The sequence below is a fragment of the Ideonella lacteola genome, from assembly GCF_038066555.1.
GTDB lineage: Bacteria > Pseudomonadota > Gammaproteobacteria > Burkholderiales > Burkholderiaceae_C > Ideonella > Ideonella lacteola.
Genome location: NZ_JBBUTG010000010.1, coordinates 220,843 through 243,155, shown reverse-complemented (window position 1 = coordinate 243,155; position 22,313 = coordinate 220,843). Strand labels below are relative to the sequence as shown.

General features: G+C 67.6%; 23 protein-coding genes. 13 read left to right on the top strand and 10 right to left on the bottom strand.

The window, feature by feature from the left end:
- The first annotated feature begins 137 nt into the window (after positions 1–137).
- The 3 genes from AACH06_RS16975 to AACH06_RS16965 are packed head-to-tail and all read left to right on the top strand — an operon-like array spanning position 138 to position 3,401.
- Complete coding sequence (locus tag AACH06_RS16975) at positions 138–599, top strand: Lrp/AsnC family transcriptional regulator (protein ID WP_341426946.1); 462 nt, start codon at positions 138–140, stop codon at positions 597–599.
- A gap of 43 nt (positions 600–642) precedes the next feature.
- Positions 643–2,292, top strand: a complete 1,650-nt coding sequence (locus AACH06_RS16970) for a hypothetical protein (protein ID WP_341426933.1) — start codon at positions 643–645, stop codon at positions 2,290–2,292.
- Between the two features lie 32 nt (positions 2,293–2,324).
- Complete coding sequence (locus tag AACH06_RS16965; protein ID WP_341426932.1) at positions 2,325–3,401, top strand: AI-2E family transporter; 1,077 nt, start codon at positions 2,325–2,327, stop codon at positions 3,399–3,401.
- A gap of 43 nt (positions 3,402–3,444) precedes the next feature.
- Here AACH06_RS16965 and AACH06_RS16960 read toward each other — a convergent pair whose 3' ends face one another.
- Positions 3,445–5,085, bottom strand: a complete 1,641-nt coding sequence (locus AACH06_RS16960) for a class I adenylate-forming enzyme family protein (protein WP_341426931.1) — start codon at positions 5,083–5,085, stop codon at positions 3,445–3,447.
- Positions 5,085–6,875: a thiamine pyrophosphate-binding protein gene (locus AACH06_RS16955; RefSeq protein WP_341426930.1), complete on the bottom strand. Its 1,791-nt coding sequence runs from the start codon at positions 6,873–6,875 to the stop codon at positions 5,085–5,087. Before AACH06_RS16955 ends, AACH06_RS16960 begins: the two co-directional genes overlap by 1 nt.
- A 169-nt stretch (positions 6,876–7,044) precedes the next feature.
- Between AACH06_RS16955 and AACH06_RS16950 the strand changes: the two genes are divergently transcribed.
- From AACH06_RS16950 to AACH06_RS16910, 9 genes are all read left to right on the top strand, one after another.
- A complete protein-coding gene (locus AACH06_RS16950) occupies positions 7,045–7,731 on the top strand; it encodes a GntR family transcriptional regulator (protein WP_341426929.1) in 687 nt (228 codons plus the stop codon).
- Positions 7,728–8,123, top strand: a complete 396-nt coding sequence (locus tag AACH06_RS16945) for a GFA family protein (protein ID WP_341426928.1) — start codon at positions 7,728–7,730, stop codon at positions 8,121–8,123. Before AACH06_RS16950 ends, AACH06_RS16945 begins: the two co-directional genes overlap by 4 nt.
- Positions 8,124–8,188: 65 nt before the next feature.
- A complete protein-coding gene (locus AACH06_RS16940; RefSeq protein WP_341426926.1) occupies positions 8,189–9,025 on the top strand; it encodes an NYN domain-containing protein in 837 nt (278 codons plus the stop codon).
- A gap of 33 nt (positions 9,026–9,058) precedes the next feature.
- Complete coding sequence (locus AACH06_RS16935) at positions 9,059–9,427, top strand: VOC family protein (RefSeq protein ID WP_341426925.1); 369 nt, start codon at positions 9,059–9,061, stop codon at positions 9,425–9,427.
- 127 nt (positions 9,428–9,554) lie between these two features.
- A complete protein-coding gene (locus tag AACH06_RS16930; RefSeq protein ID WP_341426924.1) occupies positions 9,555–9,734 on the top strand; it encodes a hypothetical protein in 180 nt (59 codons plus the stop codon).
- Between the two features lie 13 nt (positions 9,735–9,747).
- The gene (locus tag AACH06_RS16925) at positions 9,748–11,838 is read left to right on the top strand and encodes a TSUP family transporter (RefSeq protein WP_341426923.1); all 2,091 of its coding nucleotides are present in this window, start codon (positions 9,748–9,750) and stop codon (positions 11,836–11,838) included.
- A gap of 30 nt (positions 11,839–11,868) precedes the next feature.
- Complete coding sequence (locus tag AACH06_RS16920; protein ID WP_341426922.1) at positions 11,869–12,207, top strand: hypothetical protein; 339 nt, start codon at positions 11,869–11,871, stop codon at positions 12,205–12,207.
- A gap of 65 nt (positions 12,208–12,272) precedes the next feature.
- A complete protein-coding gene (locus AACH06_RS16915) occupies positions 12,273–13,496 on the top strand; it encodes an esterase/lipase family protein (RefSeq protein ID WP_341426921.1) in 1,224 nt (407 codons plus the stop codon).
- A gap of 114 nt (positions 13,497–13,610) precedes the next feature.
- Positions 13,611–14,255 carry a glutathione S-transferase family protein gene (locus tag AACH06_RS16910; RefSeq protein ID WP_341426920.1) on the top strand — a complete coding sequence of 215 codons (645 nt, stop codon included), beginning with the start codon at positions 13,611–13,613 and terminating at the stop codon, positions 14,253–14,255.
- Here the strand turns inward: AACH06_RS16910 and AACH06_RS16905 are convergent, their stop codons facing one another.
- The 8 genes from AACH06_RS16905 to AACH06_RS16870 form a co-directional block, all read right to left on the bottom strand.
- On the bottom strand, positions 14,256–15,233 hold the full coding sequence (locus AACH06_RS16905; protein ID WP_341426919.1) for an AraC family transcriptional regulator: 978 nt from the start codon (positions 15,231–15,233) through the stop codon (positions 14,256–14,258).
- 105 nt (positions 15,234–15,338) lie between these two features.
- Positions 15,339–16,388, bottom strand: coding sequence for a serine hydrolase domain-containing protein (locus tag AACH06_RS16900; RefSeq protein WP_341426917.1), 1,050 nt, complete (start codon positions 16,386–16,388; stop codon positions 15,339–15,341).
- A 95-nt stretch (positions 16,389–16,483) separates the two neighbouring features.
- A complete protein-coding gene (locus AACH06_RS16895) occupies positions 16,484–17,914 on the bottom strand; it encodes an NAD(P)-binding domain-containing protein (RefSeq protein ID WP_341426916.1) in 1,431 nt (476 codons plus the stop codon).
- Positions 17,915–17,996: 82 nt separating this feature from the next.
- Positions 17,997–18,503: an arsenate reductase ArsC gene (locus AACH06_RS16890; protein ID WP_341426915.1), complete on the bottom strand. Its 507-nt coding sequence runs from the start codon at positions 18,501–18,503 to the stop codon at positions 17,997–17,999.
- Positions 18,504–18,686: 183 nt separating this feature from the next.
- Positions 18,687–19,604: a cysteine synthase CysM gene (gene cysM, locus AACH06_RS16885; RefSeq protein ID WP_341426914.1), complete on the bottom strand. Its 918-nt coding sequence runs from the start codon at positions 19,602–19,604 to the stop codon at positions 18,687–18,689.
- Positions 19,601–19,933, bottom strand: coding sequence for an ArsR/SmtB family transcription factor (locus tag AACH06_RS16880; protein ID WP_341426913.1), 333 nt, complete (start codon positions 19,931–19,933; stop codon positions 19,601–19,603). Before AACH06_RS16880 ends, cysM begins: the two co-directional genes overlap by 4 nt.
- Before the next feature lie 92 nt (positions 19,934–20,025).
- Positions 20,026–20,562, bottom strand: a complete 537-nt coding sequence (locus AACH06_RS16875) for a helix-turn-helix domain-containing protein (protein ID WP_341426911.1) — start codon at positions 20,560–20,562, stop codon at positions 20,026–20,028.
- A 336-nt stretch (positions 20,563–20,898) separates the two neighbouring features.
- Positions 20,899–21,702 (bottom strand): class I SAM-dependent methyltransferase, encoded by an 804-nt coding sequence (locus tag AACH06_RS16870; RefSeq protein WP_341426910.1) that lies wholly within the window; start codon positions 21,700–21,702, stop codon positions 20,899–20,901.
- Positions 21,703–21,779: 77 nt separating this feature from the next.
- On the opposite strand from AACH06_RS16870, the gene AACH06_RS16865 reads away from it, so the two are divergent.
- Positions 21,780–22,313 (top strand): arsenate reductase (azurin) small subunit, encoded by a 534-nt coding sequence (locus tag AACH06_RS16865; RefSeq protein WP_341426909.1) that lies wholly within the window; start codon positions 21,780–21,782, stop codon positions 22,311–22,313.

The window sequence follows — 22,313 nt, the reverse complement described above, 5'->3', positions numbered from 1 at the left end:
CATCATATTCACCGCGCCATGGAATAGTCATATCGAATTTTGACCTCGAATAGAATTTCATTTCGCCTGACGCCCATTAGGCGCCATCGGGCGCAAACGGCTTGCTCCCCCCTTTTTTCAGGTGTGACCATATGAAACTGGATGGGATCGACACCAAGCTGCTGGCCCTGCTGCAGGAGAACGCTGAACTGCAGATCAGCGAGCTGGCCGAACGTGTGGGGCTGTCCACCACCCCGTGTTGGCGACGGGTGCAGCGCCTGAAAGAAGCGGGCGTGATCACCAAACAGGTGTCGCTGGTCGACCGCAAGGCGGTGAACGTGGCGGTGACCGTGTTCGTCGGCGTGCGAACGAGCCACCACAACCAAAAGTGGTTCGAGACCTTTCGGGCCACGGTGGAGGCGATCCCCGAGGTGGTGGAGTTCTACCGGATGAGTGGCGAAGTCGACTACCTGCTGCGCGTGGTGGTACCCGACATCGCCGCCTACGACGCGGTGTACAAACGCCTGACCGCGAGCATCGATCTGTCGGACGTCAGCTCGAGCTTCGCGATGGAAGAGCTGAAGTACACCACCGCACTGCCGCTGGGTTACGTGAACTGACCCCGCGGTGGAGCCTGCATTCCGCTGTCCCTGGAGGCAAGCCGTGAGCGGATGGCCACGCGCCCTGTTCATCGTTCTGGCCGCGGTCGCGGCACCGATGGCCCACGCGGTCTCGGCCTGCAGCGCCGAGAAGCTCGCGCTGTTGCGATCGCCGCCGAAACCCGGCGAAGGCGCCGTGCTGATCGACTGCCACCTGACGCTGCAGCCCACCGATGTCATCACCCGCTCGCTGTACTTCAACCACGGCGCGGTCTCGAACGGTGTCCAGGTCGACTGCCAGGGCGCAACGCTGTCGCACACCGATGTCAACGCTGACATCCCCCGCATCAACGTGCAGTCTTACGCCTACACCCTGCCAGACGGCAGCACCGAGTGGGAGCCGACGCACGACATCACCATCAAGAATTGCCGCCTCGAAGGCAACATCAACATGAGCGGCATGGGCGGCCAGGACGTGCCCGCGGTGAAGGAATCGTCGCGCACCCGAGCCGATCACACGGCGGTGATGCGGCGGCGGGCGCCGACGAACATCGTGCTGGATTCGCTGACCATCGATCCGCAAGACCGCATCGCGATCTACCTGTCGATGGGGGTCACTGGAGTGACCGTGCGCCGCTCGACCTTCCTCGGCACGTCTCCCTCCGCGGTGATCTACCTCGACGCGGAGGGCGGCGAGCACCGCATCGTCGACAACCAGTTCAAGACGACCGCGCCGCGCGAGGTGATCGCGGTGGACGGCTCTTCAGACAACCTCATCCAGGGCAACGTGTTCCACACCAGCCCGCGTGGCGGCATCTTCATCTACCGCAACTGCGGCGAGGCCGGCACGGTGAGGCACAACGAGCCCTCGCGCAACGATGTGTTCGACAACCAGTTCCTCGACCCGAGCGGGCCCGAGAACGGGCTGCCGCACCTCTGGGTGGCCTCACGCAACGGCAATCGCTCTTACTGCGACGACGACGCCGGGTTCCCCTACGGCAGCAGCGTGAACGACCGCGACGAAGCGCACCGCACCGCCATCAAAGGCAACTACTTCAACACCCGCACGCGAGCGGTGATGTGGGGTGACGGGCCCAACTACCTCATCGACAACATCGCCACCGACACGGGCGCTTGGCCCGGCGCCGACGACTTCGGCAGCACCTTCGTCGGCAATCGCGCGGGCAGCGGCCCGGTGGCGTCCACCTCCTGCTTCTGGCGAGACAAGTTGCCCATGCTGCTGCGCGATGGTGAGGTGCAGGATCTGGATCTGACGCAGCCCAAGAAGGTGAGCTGCGCACCCCATCGGCTGGTTTGCGAGGCGGGCGTGCTGAAGCAGCGTGCGCCCCGCTGCGACGCGGCCGACATCATCGAGCGGCACTTCAAGTGCTCGGTGCGAGGCGACAACGCCGGCTGCGAAAAGGCCCTCGCCTGCGGCCCGCGCAAGCGGCTGAGCGCGCTGAAGGCGCGCTGCAACCTCGAAGTCGGCGGGATCCACCGGGATGCGCTGTCGAACGCCGCGTGGAACTCGTTGGTGGTTGACCGCGAATCCGATGTGGTCAGCGATGGCCACTGCCAGGCAGCGGCTTACGACGTCGCGAGCGGCGGCACGCAGTTGCTGGGCACGCTGCCGAACCCTGTGCGGGTAGGCTGCCGTGAGCACGACGAGGACGGCGGCGAGTGCCGCATCGAAGGCGACTACGTCTGCTACTGAGCGCCGGGCACGCCGTTTGCCACAGTGCGCGGATGCCTGATTCGCCCTCACCCGACACCGACGCACCGTCTCATCGACAACCGCTGCGCTGGCTCGTCATCGTGGCCACGATCGGCCTGATGGCCGTGTTGCTGCCGCTCTATGGTGCGCTGATGTGGGCGGGCATCGTCGCGCTGGTCTTTCGCCCGGTTCAGCGCGCCCTGTCGCATCGCTGGGGCGGCCGACGCGGCCTGGCAGCGGCCGCCACGCTGTCTGGCGTCGGGCTGGTGGTGGTGCTGCCGCTTTTGGCGATGGTCGTGTCGCTGGCCCGTGAAGGTGCACAGCTGGCGCAATCGGTGCAATCCGGGCAAATCGATGTGCTCGCCATGATGCAGCGCACCTTCAACGCCCTGCCCTCGCCGCTGGCCGACCTGCTGGAGCACTTCGGCATCGGCAATGTCGAGGATCTTCAGCAACGGGTCGAGGCCAGCGCGGGTCGCGTGGCCCAGTTCTTCGCCGGCCACGTGGCCACGGTGGGCCAGAGCACGCTCAGCTTCGTGGTGGACCTCTTTGTCGGCGCCTATGTCGCCTTCTTCCTGCTGCGCGATGGGGACGCCCTTTCGGCCCGCTGGTGGGCCGCGATGCCCCTGGCTGAGGCCGACAAGCGCGAGCTTCGCCGCAGCGTGGCCACGGTGGTGCGCGCCACGGTCAAGGGCAACCTCGTGGTCGCCCTGGTGCAAGGCGCGCTCGGCGGCTTGGCACTGATGGCGCTGGGCATGCCGGCGGCACTGCTGGCGGGGGCGGTCATGGCGGTGCTGTCGCTGCTGCCGGCGGTGGGCGCGGCGCTGGTCTGGCTGCCAATCGCGCTGTACCTGCTGGCCACTGGCGCCACGTGGCAAGGGCTGGCGTTGATCGCGTTCGGCACCCTGGTGATCGGTCTCATCGACAACCTGCTGCGGCCCATTCTGGTGGGCCGCGACACCCGCCTGCCCGACTGGGTGGTGCTGGTCACCACGCTGGGCGGCATCGCCTGGATCGGGGTGAACGGCTTCGTGATCGGGCCGCTGCTGGCCACCATCTGCCTGGCCGCCTGGGAGCTCTACACCCGGCGCCGCCAGCCGGCCGCCTGATACCCCCTCGCACCTTCGCAGGTCGCCGCCGATTCCCGGCCGCTCAGCCGTTCGATGTCGCCATCTGTTCACGCAGCAGCCGGTGCTGGATCTTCCCGGTGGCGGTGCGCGGCATCTGCGCTTCGCTGATGAATCGCACGGCGCGCGGCCGCTTGTAGCCGGCAATGCGCGGGCGGCACCAGTCCAGCAGCTCGGCTTCATTCGCCACATAGCCCGGCCGACAGACCACCACCGCCAACACCGACTCGCCCCACGTCGAATCCGGCACCCCCACCACCGCCACGTCCTGCACCGAGGGGTGGGCCGCCAACACCGATTCGACCTCGGAGGGGTAGATGTTCTCGCCGCCGCTGATGATCATGTGGCTCTTGCGATCGACCAACCGGATGTAGCCGTCGTCGTCGCGCACAGCCAGATCGCCCACCGAGCACCACGCGCCGCGGAAGGCCTCGGCCGTCCTGTCGGGGTTCTTCCAGTAGCCGTCGAACACATAGGCCGTGCGCGAGTAAAGCTCGCCCACCTCGCCATCGGGCACCTCACGCCCCTCGGGATCGAGCAGGCGGATGGCACCCGAGCCGGCCCACTCGCGTCCGACCGTGCCGAGCCGATCCAGTTGCTCATCAGGCCGAAGAATCGTGACCCAGCCGGCCTCGGTGGAGCCATACAGCTCGAAGAGCCTCGCATTCGGGAACAGCGACATCACCGCCCGCTTGGTCTCGGCACGTGCCGGCGCTGAAGAGATCAGCAGCTTGCCCACCGCGCGCAGATCGTGGCGCGACGTCACCTCCGCCGGCAGGCCCAGCATCATGATGTAGTGGGTCGGCACCAGCGAGGTGAAGGTGATGCGCGACTGCGCGAGTGCCGCCAAGGTCGCGGCGGGGTCGAAGTGCGGACGATCGTCGACCACGATGCTCGCCCCCAGCATCGCGAATGTCACCGCGAAGTACAGCGAGTTGGCATGGCACAGCGGCATCACCAGCAGGCCGGTGTCGTCGGCGCTCAGGCCGAACTCCAGCGCGGTGGCCCAGGCGATCCATGCGTTGCCTTGGTGGCTTCGCATCGCGCCCTTGGGCCGCCCGGTGGTGCCCGAGGTGTACATCAGGGCGAACAGATCGTCGGCACGGGCTGGTGGGTGATCGCCGCCCGCACCCGTCACGCCCGTCACGCCCGTCACGCCCGCCAAGCCGCGCACGGGCACCTCGTCCGCCAGTGTCTTGCTCATCAGGCTCTCGTAGAGGTGCCAACCCGCGGCGGGCGCCACGTCGGCGCCGAAGAGAAAGCGCTTTGACGTGTCGACCTCGTGGCCCTCTGCCTGCGCCAGGGCGAGCGCCGCTTCGGCTTCGTCACGCAACGGCGCTTGCACGATGAAGGCGCGGGCCTCGCTGTGACCCAGGATGTACGCGATCTCTGCCGCACGCAAGCGAAAGTTCACCGGCACCGCGACCAGCCTCGCCTGCGCGAGCGCGGCGTAAATCTCCAGCCACTCGATGGCGTTGTAGGCGAGCAGCGCGACCCGGTCGCCCGGCTGCACGCCGCGCGCCAACAAGCTGTTCGCCAGGCGGCTCGCACGCTCGTGCCACTCGCGGTAGGTGAGGCTGCGGCGCGAATCGCGCACGGCCAGGTGGCACGGCCGCGTGCGCGCATGGGTGGCCACCGAATCGGCCAGCGTCATCCAGGGGCCCATCACGCCCGCCTCGCCTGCTCGGCTTCGTCCCAGACGGTGAGCGCCTGTCGATCGGGCACCCAGCCCAGGCCCTTGCCCGCGTCGGAGCTGAGGGCGTCCTGCGTCGTCACCACATCGATCAACGCGGGCGCATGGGCCAGCGCGTCTTCGATCGCTCCGCGCAGGCGCGCCGGATCGGTGACGCGCTCGGCATGCAGGCCGAAAGCCCGCGCCATGCCGGCATAGTCGCTCCAAGCCAGCGTGGTGCCCACCACGCGGCCGCCGTAGTTCATCTCCTGGTCCAGCCGCTCGATGTTCCAGGCCGCGTTGTTCGAGACGATGAACACCACCTTCGCGCCATGCCGCTGGGCCGTGTCGATCTCCATCGCGTTGATGCCGAAGGCCCCATCGCCGGTGATCACCACCACCTGGCGCTGCGGATGCAGCAAGGCCGCCGCGACGCCGTAGGGCGTGCCCACGCCCAGGCAGCCGAACGCACCGGCATCGAGGTAATGGCGCGATTCCAGCCCCATGCGCGCGAAGCTGAGCAGGTCGCCGCCGTCGGCGATGGTGATCGCATCGGGGCGCAGCGCCTGGCGCAATGCGCCGAAGATGCGGTTCGGGTGCATGTGGCCATCCCGGCCGGCCGGCGCCTGGGAAAGCTGCTCGGCGTGCCGCAGGGCGCGACGCAGGTGCTCGTCTCGCAGTGCCTGCGTCCAGCCACGGTCCAGCGCGGCTGAGGGCCGGCCGACAGCTTCGGCCAACGCCTCCAGGGCCCAGTCGGTGTCAGCAAGCAGCTCCACCTCGCCACGCCGGTTGTCGCGCAGTTCGTCTGCATGGTCGGCCACCCGCAGGAAGCGCGCGGCCTTGAACACCGCCGGCGAGCCATAGGCCAGTTGATAGTCCAGTTTGCGGCCGACCACCAAGACCAGGTCGGCCTCGGCCATGGCGCGGGCACGCACGGCCCCCACCACCGCGGCATGACCCGCATCGACCAGGCCGCGGCTTTCCTGCGTGTCGAGGTAGACGGCCCCGGTGGCGTCGAGAAGGCGCGCCAGGGCCGCGCCGGCACCCCGGGCGCCGCGGCCCGTGATCACCAACGGCCGGCGGGCCTCGCGCAGGCACTGCGCGGCGCGCGTCACCTCAGCCGCATCTGGCGGCAGGCGGCGCCGCGGCTTGGCCGCCAGGTGCTCGGGCAGCACGCTGGCCGGCGACACCTTCTCGCGCAACACATCGGTTGGAATCTCGATGTAGACCGGGCCGGGCGGGTTGCCATCGCCCTCTGCCATCGCCCAGGCCTTGTCGAGGTCGCGCGCCACCTGCTCGGCCACGCGCAGGGTGCGCGACTGGCGGGTCACGGGCGCCATGATCGCCGCATGGTCGATGCCCTGCAGCGGGCCCAGATCTTCCTGCCGCGTGGGCGGGCATCCACCGATCAACAGCACCGGCACCCGTTCGAGGTGGGCATGGGTCATCGCCGTCACGCAGTTGGTGACGCCCGGCCCGGCCGTGGCCATCGCCACCCCCACCCCCACGCCCCCGCCCAACGCAGCATGCGCGTGCGCCATGTGCACGGCCGCGCCTTCGTCGCGCACGTCGACGATGCGCACACCTGATTGCGCGAGCTGGTCCCAGATCGGCTGGATGTGGCCGCCTTGCAGGCCGAAGATGCGATCGACCCCGCGGGCCACCAGGAATCGGGCCACGATCTCGGCCACCGTCTGCGGTGCCGGGCCGCTGCCGGCTGGCGACGAGGCTCCGGCGCCATGGGGCGCGCTCGGAACGTCCAGTCGCCCGTTCGGGGCCGACATGGCGGGGGAGCTCGGTGGCGCGGAAGCGGGCATGGCGGCGGTCCTTGATCGGGGTGGCAGATACAGCGATATTCGAACTCTGAATTCAGAGTTCAAACAGGGTTTACCCTTCTAAAACGGAACTCTGAATGCAAAGCAATGGGGTCGGCTTACACTGGTTTGCATGGTGATGAAAGCCTTGACCGCCCCACCGAACCTCGTCGAACGGGTGCACGAAGCACTGCTGGACGAAATTGCCGCCGGGCGCCTGCCACCGGGCGAACGCATCATCCAGGAGCAACTGGCCAAGCAGCTCGGCGTGTCGCGCCAGCCGGTGCAACAAGCGCTGGTGCTGCTGCGGCAGCAAGGGGTGCTGCGCGAGGCACCGGGCCGCGGCCTGATCGTGGCCGCGCTCGAGCCCGACGAGGTGCAGCACATGTACGAGATGCGTGCGGTGCTCGAGGGCCTGGCGTGCCGGCTGGCCGCCGAGCGGGGCGCCGAGCGCGCGGCTCGGCAAGGGCCGGCGCTGGTGGAGGCCGGCCGGAAGGCGGTGGCCTCGGGCCAGGTGGGCCGCATGGTGGCCGCGGACCTGCGCTTCCATGAGTTCATCTACAGCCTGTCGGCCAACCCTTTGATCGGCCCCACCATGGCCACCCACTGGACCACCATGCAGCGGCTGATGGGCGAGGTGGTGACCCGCGACGAAACGCCGCGCGACATCTGGGACCAGCACGAGGCGATCCTGAATGCCGTGGCCACGGGCGACGCGGCTCATGCCGAGGCGCTGGCGCGCCAGCACATCACCCAGGCGGCCGAGTACCTGCTGACCCGCTGGCGCGCACAGGCCGGCGCTGAGCCCTCGGAGACCTCGCCATGACCCGGGTCACCGGCGGCTGCCTGTGCGGCGACATCCGCTTCGTGGCCACAGGCGAGCCCAAACGGGTGGGGGTATGCCATTGCATGGACTGCCGCAAGCACCACGGTGCGCTGTTCCATGCCTCGGCCATCTATCCCCGCGAAGCCGTGACGATCACCGGCGCGACGCAGCACTATGCCGGCCGCCACTTCTGCCCGCGCTGCGGTTCATCGGTCTACTCCGGCACTGGCGACGAGATGGAGATGCACCTCGGCTCACTCGACGCTCCCAACCAGTTCGTCCCCAGCTACGAGTTGTGGATGGTGCGGCGCGAGTCGTGGCTGCCGCCGTTCGAGGCCATGAAGCACTACGAGCGCGACGCGGACGAGGCCGATATCGACCGCACGCCATAGGCGTCAGGCGCTCGTCACTCCACCCCAAGCGGACGCATACTGGCCGCATCCATCAGAAAGTCGCCATGCCAAACACCCCCGAGCGCGACGACAGCCGGTCCGTCGCGCTGTACTGGGATTTCGAGAACCTGCACGCCAGCTTGTGCGAAGAGCGCTCGGGCGAAGGCGCTTACTCGAAACCCGACAACCGCTTCAAGGCCCAGGAGCCACTGGTCGACGTGCAGGCCATCGTGGAGCTGGCGGCCTCGTTCGGGCCGATCGCCGTCAACCGCGCCTACTGCAACTGGCAGTACTACGGCCGATACCGCGATGCGCTGCTGCAGGCCGCGGTGGAGCTGATCCAGTTGTTCCCGCCGGGCGGCTCAGCGAAGAACGGCGCCGACATCAAGCTGTGTCTGGACGCGGTCGAAGACATCGGCCGCTTCGCGCACATCGGCACCGTGGTGATCGTGGGCGGCGACAGCGACTACATGCCCGTGGCCCAGAAGATCAAGGCGGCGGGTCGCACCCTCGTGGGCCTGGCCACACGTCAATCGACCAACCGGCACTGGGCCAAGAGCTGCCACGAGTTTCGCTACTACGAAAACCTCGTCGACGTGCGAGCCCCTGCGCCTGCACCGGCACCGCCCTCCGCAGGCACGCCCCCCGCCCCGCCCGACCCGCCACCGGCGCCGGTGAATGCCGCCGCGGAGCTGCTGCGGCGTGCCGTGAAACTGCTGGCCGAGACCAAGGGAGATCCTTGGGTGAACAAAGGATCGATCTGGCACATGATCAAGCGGCTCGATCCGACGTTCGACCCGAAGGACCACGGCTATGCCAACTTCTCTGCCATGGTGAAGGCCATGGACGAAGTGGTCGAGGTCAAGAAGGGCGAGTCGGATCAGGTGGTGCGCCTGCGTTGACCCCCTGCCTCTTTGCCTCATTCCGGAAAGACCATGTTCGACCACATCCTCATCGGCGTCAGTGACTACACCACCGCCAAGGCATTCTTCCTTCAGGCCCTCGAGCCGCTCGGCGTCACCGTATGGCACGAGAATTCATTGGGCATCGAGATGAGCCAGCCCGGCGGCATCTCGTCGCTGTGCCTGCGCCAGACCGATGAGCACCCGGCCCGCCTTCACATCGCCTTCACGGCCAGCAGCCGGGCCGAGGTCGACGCCTTCTACCGGGCAGCGCTGGCCGCTGGCGGCCAGGACCATGGCGCTCCGGGCCTGCGCCCGCAATACCACCCGCACTACTACGCCGCCTTCGTGATCGGCCCCGATGGGCACAACGTCGAAGCGGTTTGCCACGCCAAGGGCTGACACCGGCATCTCCCGGCATTTTGTAGGGCCATTGCGCCGGGTGAACCCGCGGCGGCGCCGAAACGACGGGCCGCTGTGATTGAATCCCGTCCGCGCCAAACCCAGGCGCCACGCGAGGTATTCATTCATGTTGACCTGGTTCATTCAGTGGACGACCCATCTCAACCGGACCAACCACGTGGGCTTCGCCATCGTCACGGTGCTGACGATGGCAACGATCGGCATCGCGCTGGCGGTGCTGACCGAGTTGATCATCAAGCGGTTCGCCGGTCGCACCGGCGCGCCCGACCACACCGCCGGCCACTGAGGAAAGACAGCACATGTTTGACTGGGTGGTCTATCTGCCGATCTCGGGCACCGAGGTCAATGGTTTCGCGCTGATCCTGCTGGGCTTCACGGTGGGGGTGATCGGCGGCTTCTTCGGCGTCGGCGGGGCCTTCATGGTCACCCCGGCGCTCAACGTGTTCGGGTTTCCGATGGCGTATGCCATTGGCACCGACATGGCGCACATCGCGGGCAAGTCGATCGTCGCGACCTTCAAGCACCGCAAGTTCGGCAACGTCGACATGAAGCTCGCGCTGCTGATGATCATCGGCACGGTGATCGGCATCGAGCTGGGCGCCACGCTCATTCTGTGGCTCGAGAAAATCGGCCGCATCGGCCCGATCGTGCGGGTGACCTACATGTGCCTGCTGTTCGGTCTGGGCCTGTTCATGCTCTACGAGTACATGACCGGCCTGCGCCGCGTCTCGTCGCAGACGGCCACCGAGAAGCCGACCGATGCCGGCCAATCGAAGCTGGCCTTGTGGATGCAGAGCCGCCAGTGGCGACCGATCGTTCACCTGAAGGTGTCGGGCTTCCACATCTCGGTGTGGGTGATCATCGGCATGGGCCTGGTCACCGGCTTTCTCGCCGGCTTCCTGGGGGTGGGCGGCGGCTTCATCCGCATGCCGGCATTGATGTACATCATCGGCGCGCCCACCAAGGTCGCCGTGGGCACCGACCTGTTCGAGGTGATGGTCACCGGAGCCTACGGTGCCTTCAGCTATGCGATCAAGGGCCGTGTCGAGCTGCTGGCGGCGATGATCATGGTGATCGGTGCGGCCGTCGGCGCCCAGCTGGGCGCCACCGCCACGCTGTACGCCCGCGGCACCATCATCCGCCTGTACTTCTCGCTGACCATGCTGGCGGGCGGGCTGTCGGTCGTCTTCAAGCACTTCTCCGAGAGCCAGAAAGACATCTACCGCGGCGCCCTGAACGACTGGGCCCGCGCCACCTCGGGCCTCACCGACAAGGTCGAGCTGGGCCTGTGGCTGCAGGAAAACAAGAGCGCCGTGAAGGCCTGGTTCGCCACCCAGCCAGAGCCACTGCAGCAGGCGCTCGCGGCCGACAAGATGTGGGCCACCTACTCCGGCGTCTTGATGCTGGGATCGGCCTGCATCCTCAGCGCGGTGATCATCTTCTGGCTGGTGCGCGGCATCCTGCGCGAACGTGCCGAAGCGGCGGCCGCGCCCGCGGCGGCTGATTCGGCCCCAACGGCTTTCAGCGCGAGCCTGCCAGCCGCGACGGCGGACGGAAACACCGCCCTGGCCGCCACGCAGGGCGGTCTCACCATCGCCACCCGCTGCACGCCGACCGATCTGCCAGCGGTGCGCATGGGCGCGCAAATCGCCGCCGGGCTGAAGAAGCCGGCCACCCTGCTGGTGTGCCGCGAGCCCGGCATGAGCGAAACCGCGCTGCAAGACAGCCGCCAGGTTCTCGAGAACGCCGGGCTGCCCCCCCACGTGGTCTTTGCCACCGGCAAGCCAGGCGAAGAGATCTTGCGCATCTCGGCCGAATCGCGCCTGCTGGTCATCGGCTCGCGCCCGCTGACCACGCTGGACCCGACTTGGCACCTGGGCGACAACGCGACGCGCATCGTGCGCCACATGACCACGTCGACGCTGGTGGTGCGAGGCCGAGAACAGGTGCGCAGGATCCTGCTCAGCACCGATCTGCCGGCCAGCGGGCCCACGCTGCAGATGACCCAGGACATCGCGCTGGCCACGGGGGCGAGTGTGGAGGTGCTCTACACCAAGCCGTTGGCCACGATGTACGTGGCCTCCAGCACGAAAGACACCCACAACCTGACCGAGGATGCGCAGCGTCTGGGCGTGCCCGCCGAACAGCTGGCACAACTGGAGTCGGTGCGCGACGGGTTGACACGTGGCGGGGTGGCCCAGGTGGCGATCAAGCTGCGCCAGGGCATCGTCGAGGAAGAGATCATCAAAGAGTCGATCGAAGGCGACTTCGACATCATCGTCATCCGCGAGGGCTATCTGCGCACGCCCTTCGGCCTGCTGCTGGGGCGGCTCTCGACCAACGTGGCCACGCGCTCACCGCAAGCCTCGGTGCTGATCGTCAAGCGCTGAGCGCCAGCCACCAACCGGAGGATCACAACGATGGGCGCCGACTGCATGGTGGGCTTCTACGGCATCAAGGTGCCGCTGGACGCGGACGACGAGGCCGAACAGGAGGCCTGCGGCACGGACACCGATCCGCGCTGCGTGAAGGCCCGCGGCGCAGGCCTGCAGACCTACACCGGCCGCATGACGGACGGCGAAGACTACTTCCTCTACATCGGCTGGCAGGTGGCGGACATCGGGCTGGAAGGCAGCTCGCATGTGGCCCATTCGCCGGCCGATCTGATGCGGAAGTTCGAAGACGTGGACCGCCGGCTGCTCGAGGCGGGCTTTCGCGAGCGCGCGGCGCTGCACTTCCAGCTGGTGGCCCAGTACTGACCCCGTCGCTCTGACGAGCGAGCGCATGGGCTGGGCGATGGCGGCGGGCTGTGCCACACTGGCCCATGACGCAACCGCTCTTGCAAGCCGCCGATCTCCGCGGCGCCGCCCGCCTGACCACCGATGCGGTGGCCGGCCTGGCCAGTCTGGTCGAGGCGATGCATGCGCGCATCATCAGCCTGCCACGGCTGCCCGGCCTGGGCGATACCGCCCCGGCCAACGAACGCACACGCGGCATCACCGGGTTCGTGTATGAAACGGTGCGCGGCGTGACGCACCTGGCGGGTGGCACCGCCGATGCCTTGCTGGGCTGGCTCGGCCCCGCGCTGGCGGCGCAAGATCCCCGGCTTCCCCCGCGCACCGAGCGCGAGGCGGTGGTGGCGGCCTTGAACGGCGTTCTCGGCGATCACCTGGCCAGCACGGACAACCCGCTCGCGATCACGATGGCCTTTCGCCAGGCCGGCCTGGCGCTGCCGCTCGAACGCCTGGCGCTGCGCGCCCGCGTGACAGGTGCAACGCCCCGGCTGCTGGTGTTGTTGCACGGCCTGTGCATGAACGACCTGCAATGGCAGCGAGCCGGCCACGACCACGGTGAAGCGTTGGCCCGCGAGCTGGGTTACACCCCCGTCTACCTGCACTACAACAGTGGCCTGAGCGTGTCGACCAACGGCCGCATCCTGGCCCAGTGCATGGAGCGTCTGTACGACGCGTGGCCGATGCCGATCGAGCGTCTGGTCATGGTCGGCCACAGCATGGGCGGCCTGGTGGCGCGCAGCGCGATCCACCATGGTGCGCTGATGCAGCGCGGCGGCCTGCGTTGGCCGATGCGGGTGAACGACCTCGTGTGCCTGGGCACGCCGCACCAGGGTGCGCCGCTGGAACGCGCCGGCCATGGGGTGGACTTGCTGCTGAGTGCCGCGCCCTATGCCGGCCCGCTGGCCCGCCTGGGCAAGGTGCGCAGCGCCGGCATCAACGACTTGCGCCTGGGCAACATCGTGAGCACGCCAGCGGGAGACGACGGCACGCACCGCTGCGCCCAGATCCCGCTGCCGGAGAGAACCCGTTGCTTCGCCCTCGCCGGCAGCCTGGGCCCCGAAACGGGCAGCCTCAAGGCCAAGGTGCTGGGCGACGGGCTGGTTCCGGTGGCCAGCGCACTCGGCCAGCACCACGAACCGGGCCGCCGGCTGGGCTTCGCACCCGACCGACAGGCGGTAGTGTTCGACACCGGGCACCTCGACCTGCTGTCCAGCCCGGAAGTGTTCGGGTGGCTGAGGCGCTGGCTGGCCTGACGGGCGGATGAAGCGCCGCACGATCGATGGCTTGGCGGCCACGGATCGAGCCGTCTATTTTTGGCAGCGCCGTTCGTCGTGGTGGGTGTGACCCGAACACCCACTGACCTCCCGATGACGCCCACGCTCTACTTCTCCCGCAACCCGAACCCCCGGCTCGCTGTGGCGGTGGCCCGGTATCTGGACGCGCCCGTGCGTTTTGAATGGGCAGCGCCGCTGGCCCCCGGCCAAGCCGACCGTTTCAGGCCGCTGAACCCGTCGCTGCGATTGCCGATCCTGACCGAAGGCGACCGGTCGCTCTGGGAGGCCGACGCGATCGCCTGCCGGCTTTCGCAGATCACCGCCTCGAACTTCTGGCGCATCGGCGATGAACTGCCGGACATGATCCGCTGGATCAGTTGGTCGCGAGACCACTTCATGCGCGGCTGCGACATGGTGCATTTCGAGCGCGGCACCAAGCTGCGCTATGGGCTCGGGCCGACCGACTCCGCCTTGGTCGACGAGGGCCTGGGCGTGTTCCATGCCAGCGCGGGGGTGCTGGAGGCACAGCTGGCGCATCGAGACTGGTTGCTGCCCAGCGGCCTGAGCTACGCCGATTTCAGGATGGCCACTTTCCTGCCATTCAACGATGTGGCCGACCTGCCCTTGGCGGCGTATCCCCGCTTGGCCGCATGGCACGACCGGCTGATGGCCCTGCCGGCCTGGTCCGACCCTTTTGCCGGGTTGTCGGCGCCCGAGCTGCCTGCCGTACCCCGCTGATCACTCGCCGGGGGCCGCCTCACCTGCCACCGGCACGTACAGCAGCGTCTGCAGATCCGCCTCGCTCGCGTTGCCCGGGTGGTTGAGGTAGAGCTCGTAGCACTCGCCTTCGGCGAGGCGGTAGCCACTTCGGGGCAGCCATTGCCCGAGGAGCCGCTCCCAGGCATCGCCCAGCCCCTGGTAACTGCCGCGGTGCAGCGCCGCGGCCCACGCCCCGGCCGGCAGGCACACCTCGTTGAGCCCGGCGGGCACCCGGGCCCCTTCGGACACCGTCACACCCGCCGCCGAGCGCAGCTGGGATGCCGGCACCGTCTCCGGATCGTCGTAGTAGATGGCGATCATCTGCGCCGACGGATCGGCGAGCAGCCCAGCGCGGCCGGCGATCTCGCCCAGCCGATCGAAGGCGGCACCGATGGTCGGATAGGGGCCGGTGTGCGGCAGCGCCGCCACACGAATGGCCGGGCGTTTTTCGAGCGTCACGTTCATCGTCAAGGCTCCAGGGTGGACGAACAACTGAGAGGGATGCGCAGGAATCTCCACCCGGTCCGCATCGGCGTGGATGCCGCACGCGGCCTGCAAGCGACGTGAGATCGCCGGTGAAGGCGCCCCTTGCGCCGCGCTGCGTGCCGCCGCCCGTTGTTCGCTGGGGGTGCGACCGAACGCCTCGCGAAACGCGCGGGTGAAGGCTTCATGTGTCTCGTAGCCCGCATCGAGCGCGATCCGCAGCACAGTCGCGTCATGCCGCGCCAACCGGCACGCCGCCCGCTCCAGTCGCAGGCGTCGGTGCAGTTGCAGGGGCGTCTCGCCCACCAGCCCGCGAAACACCTTGTGAAAGTGCAGCGGTGCCATGCAGGCTGGCGCGGCGAGTGCTTGAAGATCCAGCGCCTCGTCCAGCGAATGGCAGACGCGCTGCACGGCCTCCCACACCAGCGCCTCGTAGTGCGACAGGGTGGAAGGCTTGCTCAGGTGGAGTTCCATGCGGCCGCAGTGTGCGGTGGCGTGCGGCGCCGGTCTTGATGCGCCTTGCGTTTTATCGGCTCAGCCCCCGCAGTCGACTGGGCCCCGTCAGTCGACTCGGCCCGGTCAGCCCGACTCACCCGCCGCGGGCCACAAGCGTTGCGTCCAGGTGGTGGCCGAGGCATCGAACCCCTCCAGATTCGACAGCAGCACCAGCGCCATGCCCTCGTCGAGGCAGCGCAACACCAGCGCCGTGAAGCCCGCGAAAGCACCGCCGTGGAACCACATCGTTCGGCCTGCATGCGTCAACTGCTCGACGCCGAATCGGTAGGTGTGTCCGGGCGGCGCGAACCGCGGGTCGTCTTCACCGCACCGCGCGGCCAACGAGCGCGGGCCTTCGCGCCGCCATTCATCCAGCCATCGCACCTCGGCCCGCACCACATCGTCGAGCGTGGACCACAGCCCGCCGTCCCCCCAGGTGGCCAGGTGGACAGGCCGCTCGCGCCAATGGCCCGCCGCGTCGCGCCCATAGCTGCGAGCCCGGCGCGGCATCGCGCGACGAGGATCACGCTCGAAGCTCGAGTCGGCCATGCCCCACGGCGCGAAGAAGCGACGGCGGGCCAACTCGTCAAGCGAGACGCCGGTGTCGCGCTCCAGCCAGTCGGCCAGCAGCACATAGTTGCTGTTGCTGTAGTCGTGCCGGGCGCCAGGTTCGAAATCGACGTCACCCGCGCGCTGGATCAGCGCCAGGGCCTGAGCCTGGGTGACGAGATCGTCCTCATCGTGGCCGAGCTGCATGTGCCACAGGTACAGGTAGTCATCGATGCCGCTGGTGTGGCGCAGCAGGTGGCCCAGCCGAACCGGGGCATCGCAACCCGACAAGGCCGGCAGCCAGGGCCGCATGTCCGCGTCGAGCGCCATGCGCCCCGCCGCCACCGCATCCAGCACCAGCGCGGCCACCCACGGCTTGGATTCAGAGGCGAGATAAAACCGCGTGTCACCCGCCAGAGGCTGCGGCCACTCCAGGTGCGCCACACCGTGGTGCGCGACCCGCTGCAACTGGCCATCCCACAGCAACGCCGCGCTGAAGCCGGGGCCGTCGGCGGCGTGCTGCTCACGCAGCGCGGCCACCGCGGTGTCGAATCGATGCAGGAAGAGGGGCGGCGCGGCGGTCATGGGCGCGCAGGATACCCTCGCGCGCCTGTGGCGGCGCCGGACGAGTGCCCGCGAGGCAGGCCGCCCGGCCGGGTGTCGAGAACGCTCGCGGCCCCTCAGCCGCAACAGCGCGTGGCGGTGGCGCCGCCGGCGGTCGCCGGGGCGGCAGGCCCGCAACCGCAACCGGCCTCGCCCGCGGCCTTCTTGTCTTCGTCCAGCACGCAACAGGCCGCGGCGTTGCGGCGCGGGGGGCCTCCGCAGCAGCCTTCGGCCCCTTCGGAGGCCAACGCAGGGGCGGCACTGCACACGCCCGTTTCCGGCAGATCCAGCTCCACGCGGTCCGCCGCGGCCAGGTCGCCATCGAGCGCGGCGACCACCGAGCGCACCTGCTCGAAGCCGGTGGCCATCAAGAAGGTCGGCGCACGGCCATAGCTCTTCACCCCCACGGTGTAGAAATCACGCTCGGGGTGCGAGAGCTCACGGTGGCCGTGCGGGCGCACCGTACCGCAGCTGTGCAGATTGGGGTCGATCAGCGGGCCCAGCGCTTCGGCGCTTTCGAGCCACGGGTCCAGCTTGACGCGCAGCTCGCTGAGCCATGACAAGTCGGGCCGCTGCCCTGTGGCGCAGATGATCTCGTCGATGCCCTGGATTCGGACGGGCTGGCCGTCAGCCCCGATCCCCAACACCGTCATCCGCCCATCGCCCGCGGTTTGGACGGCGCTGACACGCACGCCGCTGTAGAAGGAGAGGCCGCCGCGGTCCCGCAAGCGTCGAAGCTCGCTGCCGAGTTGCCCTCGCGCCTGCAGCGCGTCGGCGTCTTCACCGCCAAAGGCCCGGGGCGGCGTGGTGGACCGGACGGCCCAGGCCAGCGTGGTGTTCGGCTCGGCTTGGGCCAGCCGGGCCAGATCCAGCAGCGCATTCGCCGCCGAATGCCCATCACCCACCACAAGGGTGCGGTGCCCCGCATACCGGGCTCGTTGAGCGCCGAGGACATCCGGGATGCCGTAGGCGATGCGCGAGGCGTGCTCCGCCTCGCCGTCCGCCGGCAAGCCATTCGCGCCCAAGGGATTCGGCGTGAACCAAGTGCCGGTGGCATCGATCACCGCGCCGGCCTTGAGGGTGATCGCCTCGCCGTGGCGCACGGCGCGGATCACGAACGGTGCCGCTTCACGCCCCGCCGACTTGACCTTGTCGAAACCCTCACGGCTGATCGAGACCACCCGCGTGTCGAGCTGCAGCGCCGAAGCTACCGCCGGCAGGCGGGCGAAAGGAAGCAGCACTTGCTCGACCACCTCTTTCGCGGTCGGCAGCCCGTCATCGGGCGGCGCTGCCCAGCCAGAAGCCGTGAGCAAGGACGCCATCACACGGTCGACGTTGTAGCGCCACGGCGAGAAAAGACGGACATGCCCGTAGTGGAGCAAGCTCGTGCCCACCGAGGGCCCCGCCTCCAGGACGACGAATTTCAGACCTCGCTGGATCAGGTGGGCAGCGGCGGCCAGGCCCACCGGGCCGGCACCCAAGACGACGACGGGCAAAGACTTGTTCATTGCGGTTCTCCATCAAGCCAGCAACCACCGACACGGGCCCGCAGGCCTAGTCCAGTGAAGTGGGGGGTGCATGCGTTCACGGTCAACTCTTTGAAATCCTGACGAGGGCTTGCTGCAACTCGGCCCGGCTCATTGAGCCCAGCGGCAATGAGAGCAACTGCAGCATCCGGTAGCCGAGGGCCTGACGCGTCAGCTCGAACGCACGGCGCTTGCCTTCATCACCGCCTTCGGCGTTGGACGGGTCTGGATAGCCCCAGTGCACCCGAACGGGCTGCCCTTGGCTGCCGCCGAAGAAGACGGGGCAAGGCTCCGCGGCCGCGCTGTCGCAGACGGTGATGACGATAGACAGCGCGGGCGCGCCGTCGACGCTGAACTCATCCCAACTCTTGCTTCGATAGCCTTCAACGGCAATACCGGCGTGGGCCAGGGCCTCGAGCGCCCATGGATTGATCCGGCCGCTTGGCGCACTGCCGGCACTGTGGGCGCGCACATCTTGGCCCAGCTGGCGGGCCAGGTGATTCAGCATGCCCTCAGCCAGCACGCTGCGGGCCGAGTTGTGGGTGCACAGAATGAGAACGTGGGTGGTCATGGACAAGACACTTCGGGATGAGTGATCAGCCGGTTTGTCGAATCTATAATTCCATTATCATGGAAATAAAGAACGAGTGCAAGTGACCGAATAGGCATCGACGGGAACAACTTGCCGCCCCGAGCCCTCGCCGGTCAGGCAACGAGGGCACCGAGGTTGCCTTGAGCGCTGCCGCCCGCCGGGCTACTTGGACACCCGGGGAAAGACCTGGCTCGACAGATAGCGGTCGCCGCGATCGCAGGCGATGAACACGATGGTGGCCTGGCGCACTTCTTCCGCCAGGCGCAGCGCGGCGGCGCAGGCTCCGCCGGACGACACGCCGACGAACAGGCCCTCTTCGGCCGCCATCCGCCGGGCCATCGTCTCCGATTCGGCCTGGTTCACGTCCCACAGCAGGTCCACCGCGCTGGGATCGAAGATGCGAGGAACGTACTCGTTCTTCCAGCGCCGGATGCCAGGAATGCGTGCCCCTTCCGCCGGCTGCACGCCCACGATGGTCACTTTCGGATTCATGCGTTTGAGGTAGCGCGACGTGCCCACCACAGTGCCCGTGGTGCCCATGGAGCTGACGAAGTGCGTGACCTGTCCGCGGGTCTGCTCCCAGACCTCTGGGCCGGTGGTCTGCTCGTGCGTCCTGGGGTTGTCTGGATTGGCGAATTGATCCAGCACCTTGCCCAGGCCGTCGCGTTGCATCTGCGCGGCCATGTCCCGCGCCAGCTCCATGCTGCCGGCCTTCGGGGTCAGCATGATTTCCGCGCCGTAGGCGGCCATGGTCTGGGCGCGCTCGATGGAAGCGTCCTCCGGCATCAGCAGGATCAGCCCATAGCCTTTCGCCGCCGCGGCCATGGCCAGCGCGATGCCGGTGTTGCCTGATGTGGCCTCGATCAGCGTATCGCCCGGCCGAATCTCGCCGCGCTCCTCGGCGCCTTGGATCATGGCGAGCGCCGGTCGGTCCTTCACCGATCCAGCCGGGTTGTCCCCTTCGACCTTCGCCAGCACGACGTTGCCGCGCTGGCGTGCCTCGGCGCTGAGGATTCTCTGAAGGCGGACCAGCGGCGTGTGACCGACCAGGTCCTCCACGCCCAAGTAGTCAGGGTTCATGGCGCAAGTGCCTCCGGGGCAGGTTGTGGGTCTGTCACGCACTGCAGGCTTTGGCAGCAATGCGATGTGAGGTAGCTCATCACGCCGCTCATGCTCTCGAGGGACGCGCGGTAGATGAGGAAGCGCCCTTGCCGCTCCTGGGTGACCAGGTCTGCATGCACGAGCTCTTTCAGATGAAAAGACAGGGTGGGCGGCGGCACCGCCAAGCATTCGCTCAATGTGCTGGGCACCATTCCGCAGCCGCCTGCGCCCACGAGCGTGCGGAACACGCGCAGGCGCACCGGCTGGGCCAGTGCCGCAAGGGCACGCACAACTTGTGCTTCTTCCATGGCAATAGCGCTCCGGGCCCGCGCGCGTGCAGCGCAGCGGCCAGTGGTGAGCAAGCGAAAAGACCAGGCCGGCGCGAACGCCGGCGTTCAGGTCACGCGGCAGCCGGCAAGAGCTGGATCTGCGCCGCGCGGGCCACAGCCTGAGCCCGGTTCACGACGTTGAGCTTGCGGTAGATGTTCTGCAGGTGGAACTTCACCGTTCGCTCGGAGATGCCGACGATGTGACCCGTCTCCCAGCAACCCTTGCCCTGGGCCGTCCAATAGAGGACCTCTTTCTCGCGCGCCGTCAGGGCATGGATCCCTGAAGCCCCGCAGGAAGCCGAGGACGCCTCGGACGGGTGGGCGCTCTCAGGCTCGATGCGTTGGAACGCATCGTCCACGTAGGGCAGCAAGGTCTTGAGCAGCGCCAGAAGCTCGTCTTGAGAACGCTCCTTCGCGCTCGACACAATGCACAGCGACTGCGCGTCCTGCTTGCTGCGGTGGCAGACCACCACGCGGCCATTGATGGACTCGGCCTCGTAGCCCGGCCGCGCATCGGCCTCAGCGCTCGAAGAGCCGCAGCCGGAGGCCGCCTTCGCCGCCGCGCACGGAGACAACGGCAGGTTCGGCGGGGCGTCCGACAGCGACATCACCGGATCGAAATTGCTACATCGATGAGGCTGCGCATTCCCGGGCGAGCTGGCGCAATGGCCAATCACCATTTCATCAAGTTGAAGTTCCCCGCCACCAAGGCGTCGCAACGACTCATACAACGACCGACGCTGGGACAAACGGCCGGCTGATGCCACGAATTGCAATATGGCGTGGAACGCCGATTCCGTGAGCTGAACTACTGAAGCACCCATGATCCATCCCTGAAGCTATGTTCATAAACGGCGGCTCGGCATATTTTGTTGTTTGCCGAATCTCACGATAAATGAATCGTGAAACCAAAGCCGCACTGGCGTGCCCTCACGCCGACGATCTTACATGCCACGCGGCCGAACGCCCAATACGCAAGACCCCCTAGATATGGGACCTTGATCAATGGAAGTCTCGACAATTCTGCAATCCTGAAAACCCGCATCCAGCAGAAGGCCGACCACGTCCTGGCCTGAAAAGAGCTGAAAGACGCCGGTTTTGGTCATCGGCACCCCCGCCATCTGCTCGCGGTCTCCGATGTAGATGGCCACCTGGCCGCCTTCGCCCATCACCCGGAACATCTCGGCCAGCTCGCGCTCGGGTTGCGGCCAGAAATACATCACGTTGACACAGAAGATGCGGTCGAAGGTCTGGTCGCGATAGGGCATCCGGGACGCTTCGCCGACCCGCAGATCGACCTTGCCCTGCTCGATGGCGCGCCGGTTGAGCTTGGCGGCCTGCGCCACCATGGTGCCCGACAGGTCGATGCCGTCGACCCGACCGGTCGTCAGGCGCTGCTCGACCTGCTGGATCGCCTTGCCGGGGCCGAAACCGATCTCGAGCACCTTGTGGTTGGGACGGATGTCCAACTGGGTCAGGACGAAGTCATTGACCCCGCGGTTGATGCGGCCCATTCCCAGGCCGAACAGCCGGCCCAGCAGGCCCGACGGGCGTCGGGCCTGCTGGGCCAATGCGTGAGCAAGCATCTCTTTCTCCTCCGGATTGATGAAGGGAACCCGTCCATCAGACGGGACGAGCCATACCACCCGTGCGAACGAGCCGGGTACCTCATCAGAGGACAGGACGGGTCCAGCGTCAACCTGTACGGAAGTACGGGTATTGAGGCCTTCTAAAACCAAAACTTCCACCACATCATCCGCCCGTCGATATTTATCGTGGCGACGAGTTACTTCAACGTTTCTCAAAATAGCAAAGGGAGTCCAAAGTGGTAGATAAATCGAGCCGGAGAGGGTTTCTCCGGACCACAGCCGCTGGCGGAATGGCCGCCCTTACGGGAACCCGTAGTGACGCGGCCTCCGGAAAACAGCCAAACGCCCCCCTAGTTTCAAATGAATCCCCTATATCTAGGGGGTATCCAATATTTCCTATCGCACAGGCGAGCGAATTGAATACCTCAGCGTCGGCGGTTTTTCATTACCCCGACAAAGACTCACCCTGCCTACTCATCAAGACGGGCGACGCGGTGCCAGGGGGCGTTGGCCCCGGGCGCGACATCGTGGCCTACAGCGCCATGTGCACCCACATGGGCTGCCTCGTGGCCTACGACGCCGACACCCGAACGTTGAAGTGCCCATGCCACTTCTCGGTCTTCGACCCGGACCAATGCGGGCAGATGGTGTGCGGCCAAGCCACCGAGAACCTGCCGCAGATCGAGCTGCGGTTCGACGACAGCTCGGGCCGCATCAGCGCCGTGGGCATCCGCGGCAGCCTGTATGGCCGCGTCAGCAACCTGCTGTGA

What these genes read in the sequence shown, in the direction of transcription:
- AACH06_RS16965 (WP_341426932.1), top strand. Translation starts at nt 2,325, where the DNA reads ATGCCTGATTCGCCCTCACCCGACACCGACGCACCGTCTCATCGACAA.
- AACH06_RS16960 (WP_341426931.1), bottom strand. Translation starts at nt 5,085, where the DNA reads ATGGGCCCCTGGATGACGCTGGCCGATTCGGTGGCCACCCATGCGCGC.
- AACH06_RS16955 (WP_341426930.1), bottom strand. Translation starts at nt 6,875, where the DNA reads ATGTCGGCCCCGAACGGGCGACTGGACGTTCCGAGCGCGCCCCATGGC.
- AACH06_RS16950 (WP_341426929.1), top strand. Translation starts at nt 7,045, where the DNA reads ATGAAAGCCTTGACCGCCCCACCGAACCTCGTCGAACGGGTGCACGAA.
- AACH06_RS16945 (WP_341426928.1), top strand. Translation starts at nt 7,728, where the DNA reads ATGACCCGGGTCACCGGCGGCTGCCTGTGCGGCGACATCCGCTTCGTG.
- AACH06_RS16940 (WP_341426926.1), top strand. Translation starts at nt 8,189, where the DNA reads ATGCCAAACACCCCCGAGCGCGACGACAGCCGGTCCGTCGCGCTGTAC.
- AACH06_RS16935 (WP_341426925.1), top strand. Translation starts at nt 9,059, where the DNA reads ATGTTCGACCACATCCTCATCGGCGTCAGTGACTACACCACCGCCAAG.
- AACH06_RS16930 (WP_341426924.1), top strand. Translation starts at nt 9,555, where the DNA reads ATGTTGACCTGGTTCATTCAGTGGACGACCCATCTCAACCGGACCAAC.
- AACH06_RS16925 (WP_341426923.1), top strand. Translation starts at nt 9,748, where the DNA reads ATGTTTGACTGGGTGGTCTATCTGCCGATCTCGGGCACCGAGGTCAAT.
- AACH06_RS16920 (WP_341426922.1), top strand. Translation starts at nt 11,869, where the DNA reads ATGGGCGCCGACTGCATGGTGGGCTTCTACGGCATCAAGGTGCCGCTG.
- AACH06_RS16915 (WP_341426921.1), top strand. Translation starts at nt 12,273, where the DNA reads ATGACGCAACCGCTCTTGCAAGCCGCCGATCTCCGCGGCGCCGCCCGC.
- AACH06_RS16910 (WP_341426920.1), top strand. Translation starts at nt 13,611, where the DNA reads ATGACGCCCACGCTCTACTTCTCCCGCAACCCGAACCCCCGGCTCGCT.
- AACH06_RS16905 (WP_341426919.1), bottom strand. Translation starts at nt 15,233, where the DNA reads ATGGAACTCCACCTGAGCAAGCCTTCCACCCTGTCGCACTACGAGGCG.
- AACH06_RS16900 (WP_341426917.1), bottom strand. Translation starts at nt 16,388, where the DNA reads ATGACCGCCGCGCCGCCCCTCTTCCTGCATCGATTCGACACCGCGGTG.
- AACH06_RS16895 (WP_341426916.1), bottom strand. Translation starts at nt 17,914, where the DNA reads ATGAACAAGTCTTTGCCCGTCGTCGTCTTGGGTGCCGGCCCGGTGGGC.
- AACH06_RS16890 (WP_341426915.1), bottom strand. Translation starts at nt 18,503, where the DNA reads ATGACCACCCACGTTCTCATTCTGTGCACCCACAACTCGGCCCGCAGC.
- cysM (WP_341426914.1), bottom strand. Translation starts at nt 19,604, where the DNA reads ATGAACCCTGACTACTTGGGCGTGGAGGACCTGGTCGGTCACACGCCG.
- AACH06_RS16880 (WP_341426913.1), bottom strand. Translation starts at nt 19,933, where the DNA reads ATGGAAGAAGCACAAGTTGTGCGTGCCCTTGCGGCACTGGCCCAGCCG.
- AACH06_RS16875 (WP_341426911.1), bottom strand. Translation starts at nt 20,562, where the DNA reads ATGTCGCTGTCGGACGCCCCGCCGAACCTGCCGTTGTCTCCGTGCGCG.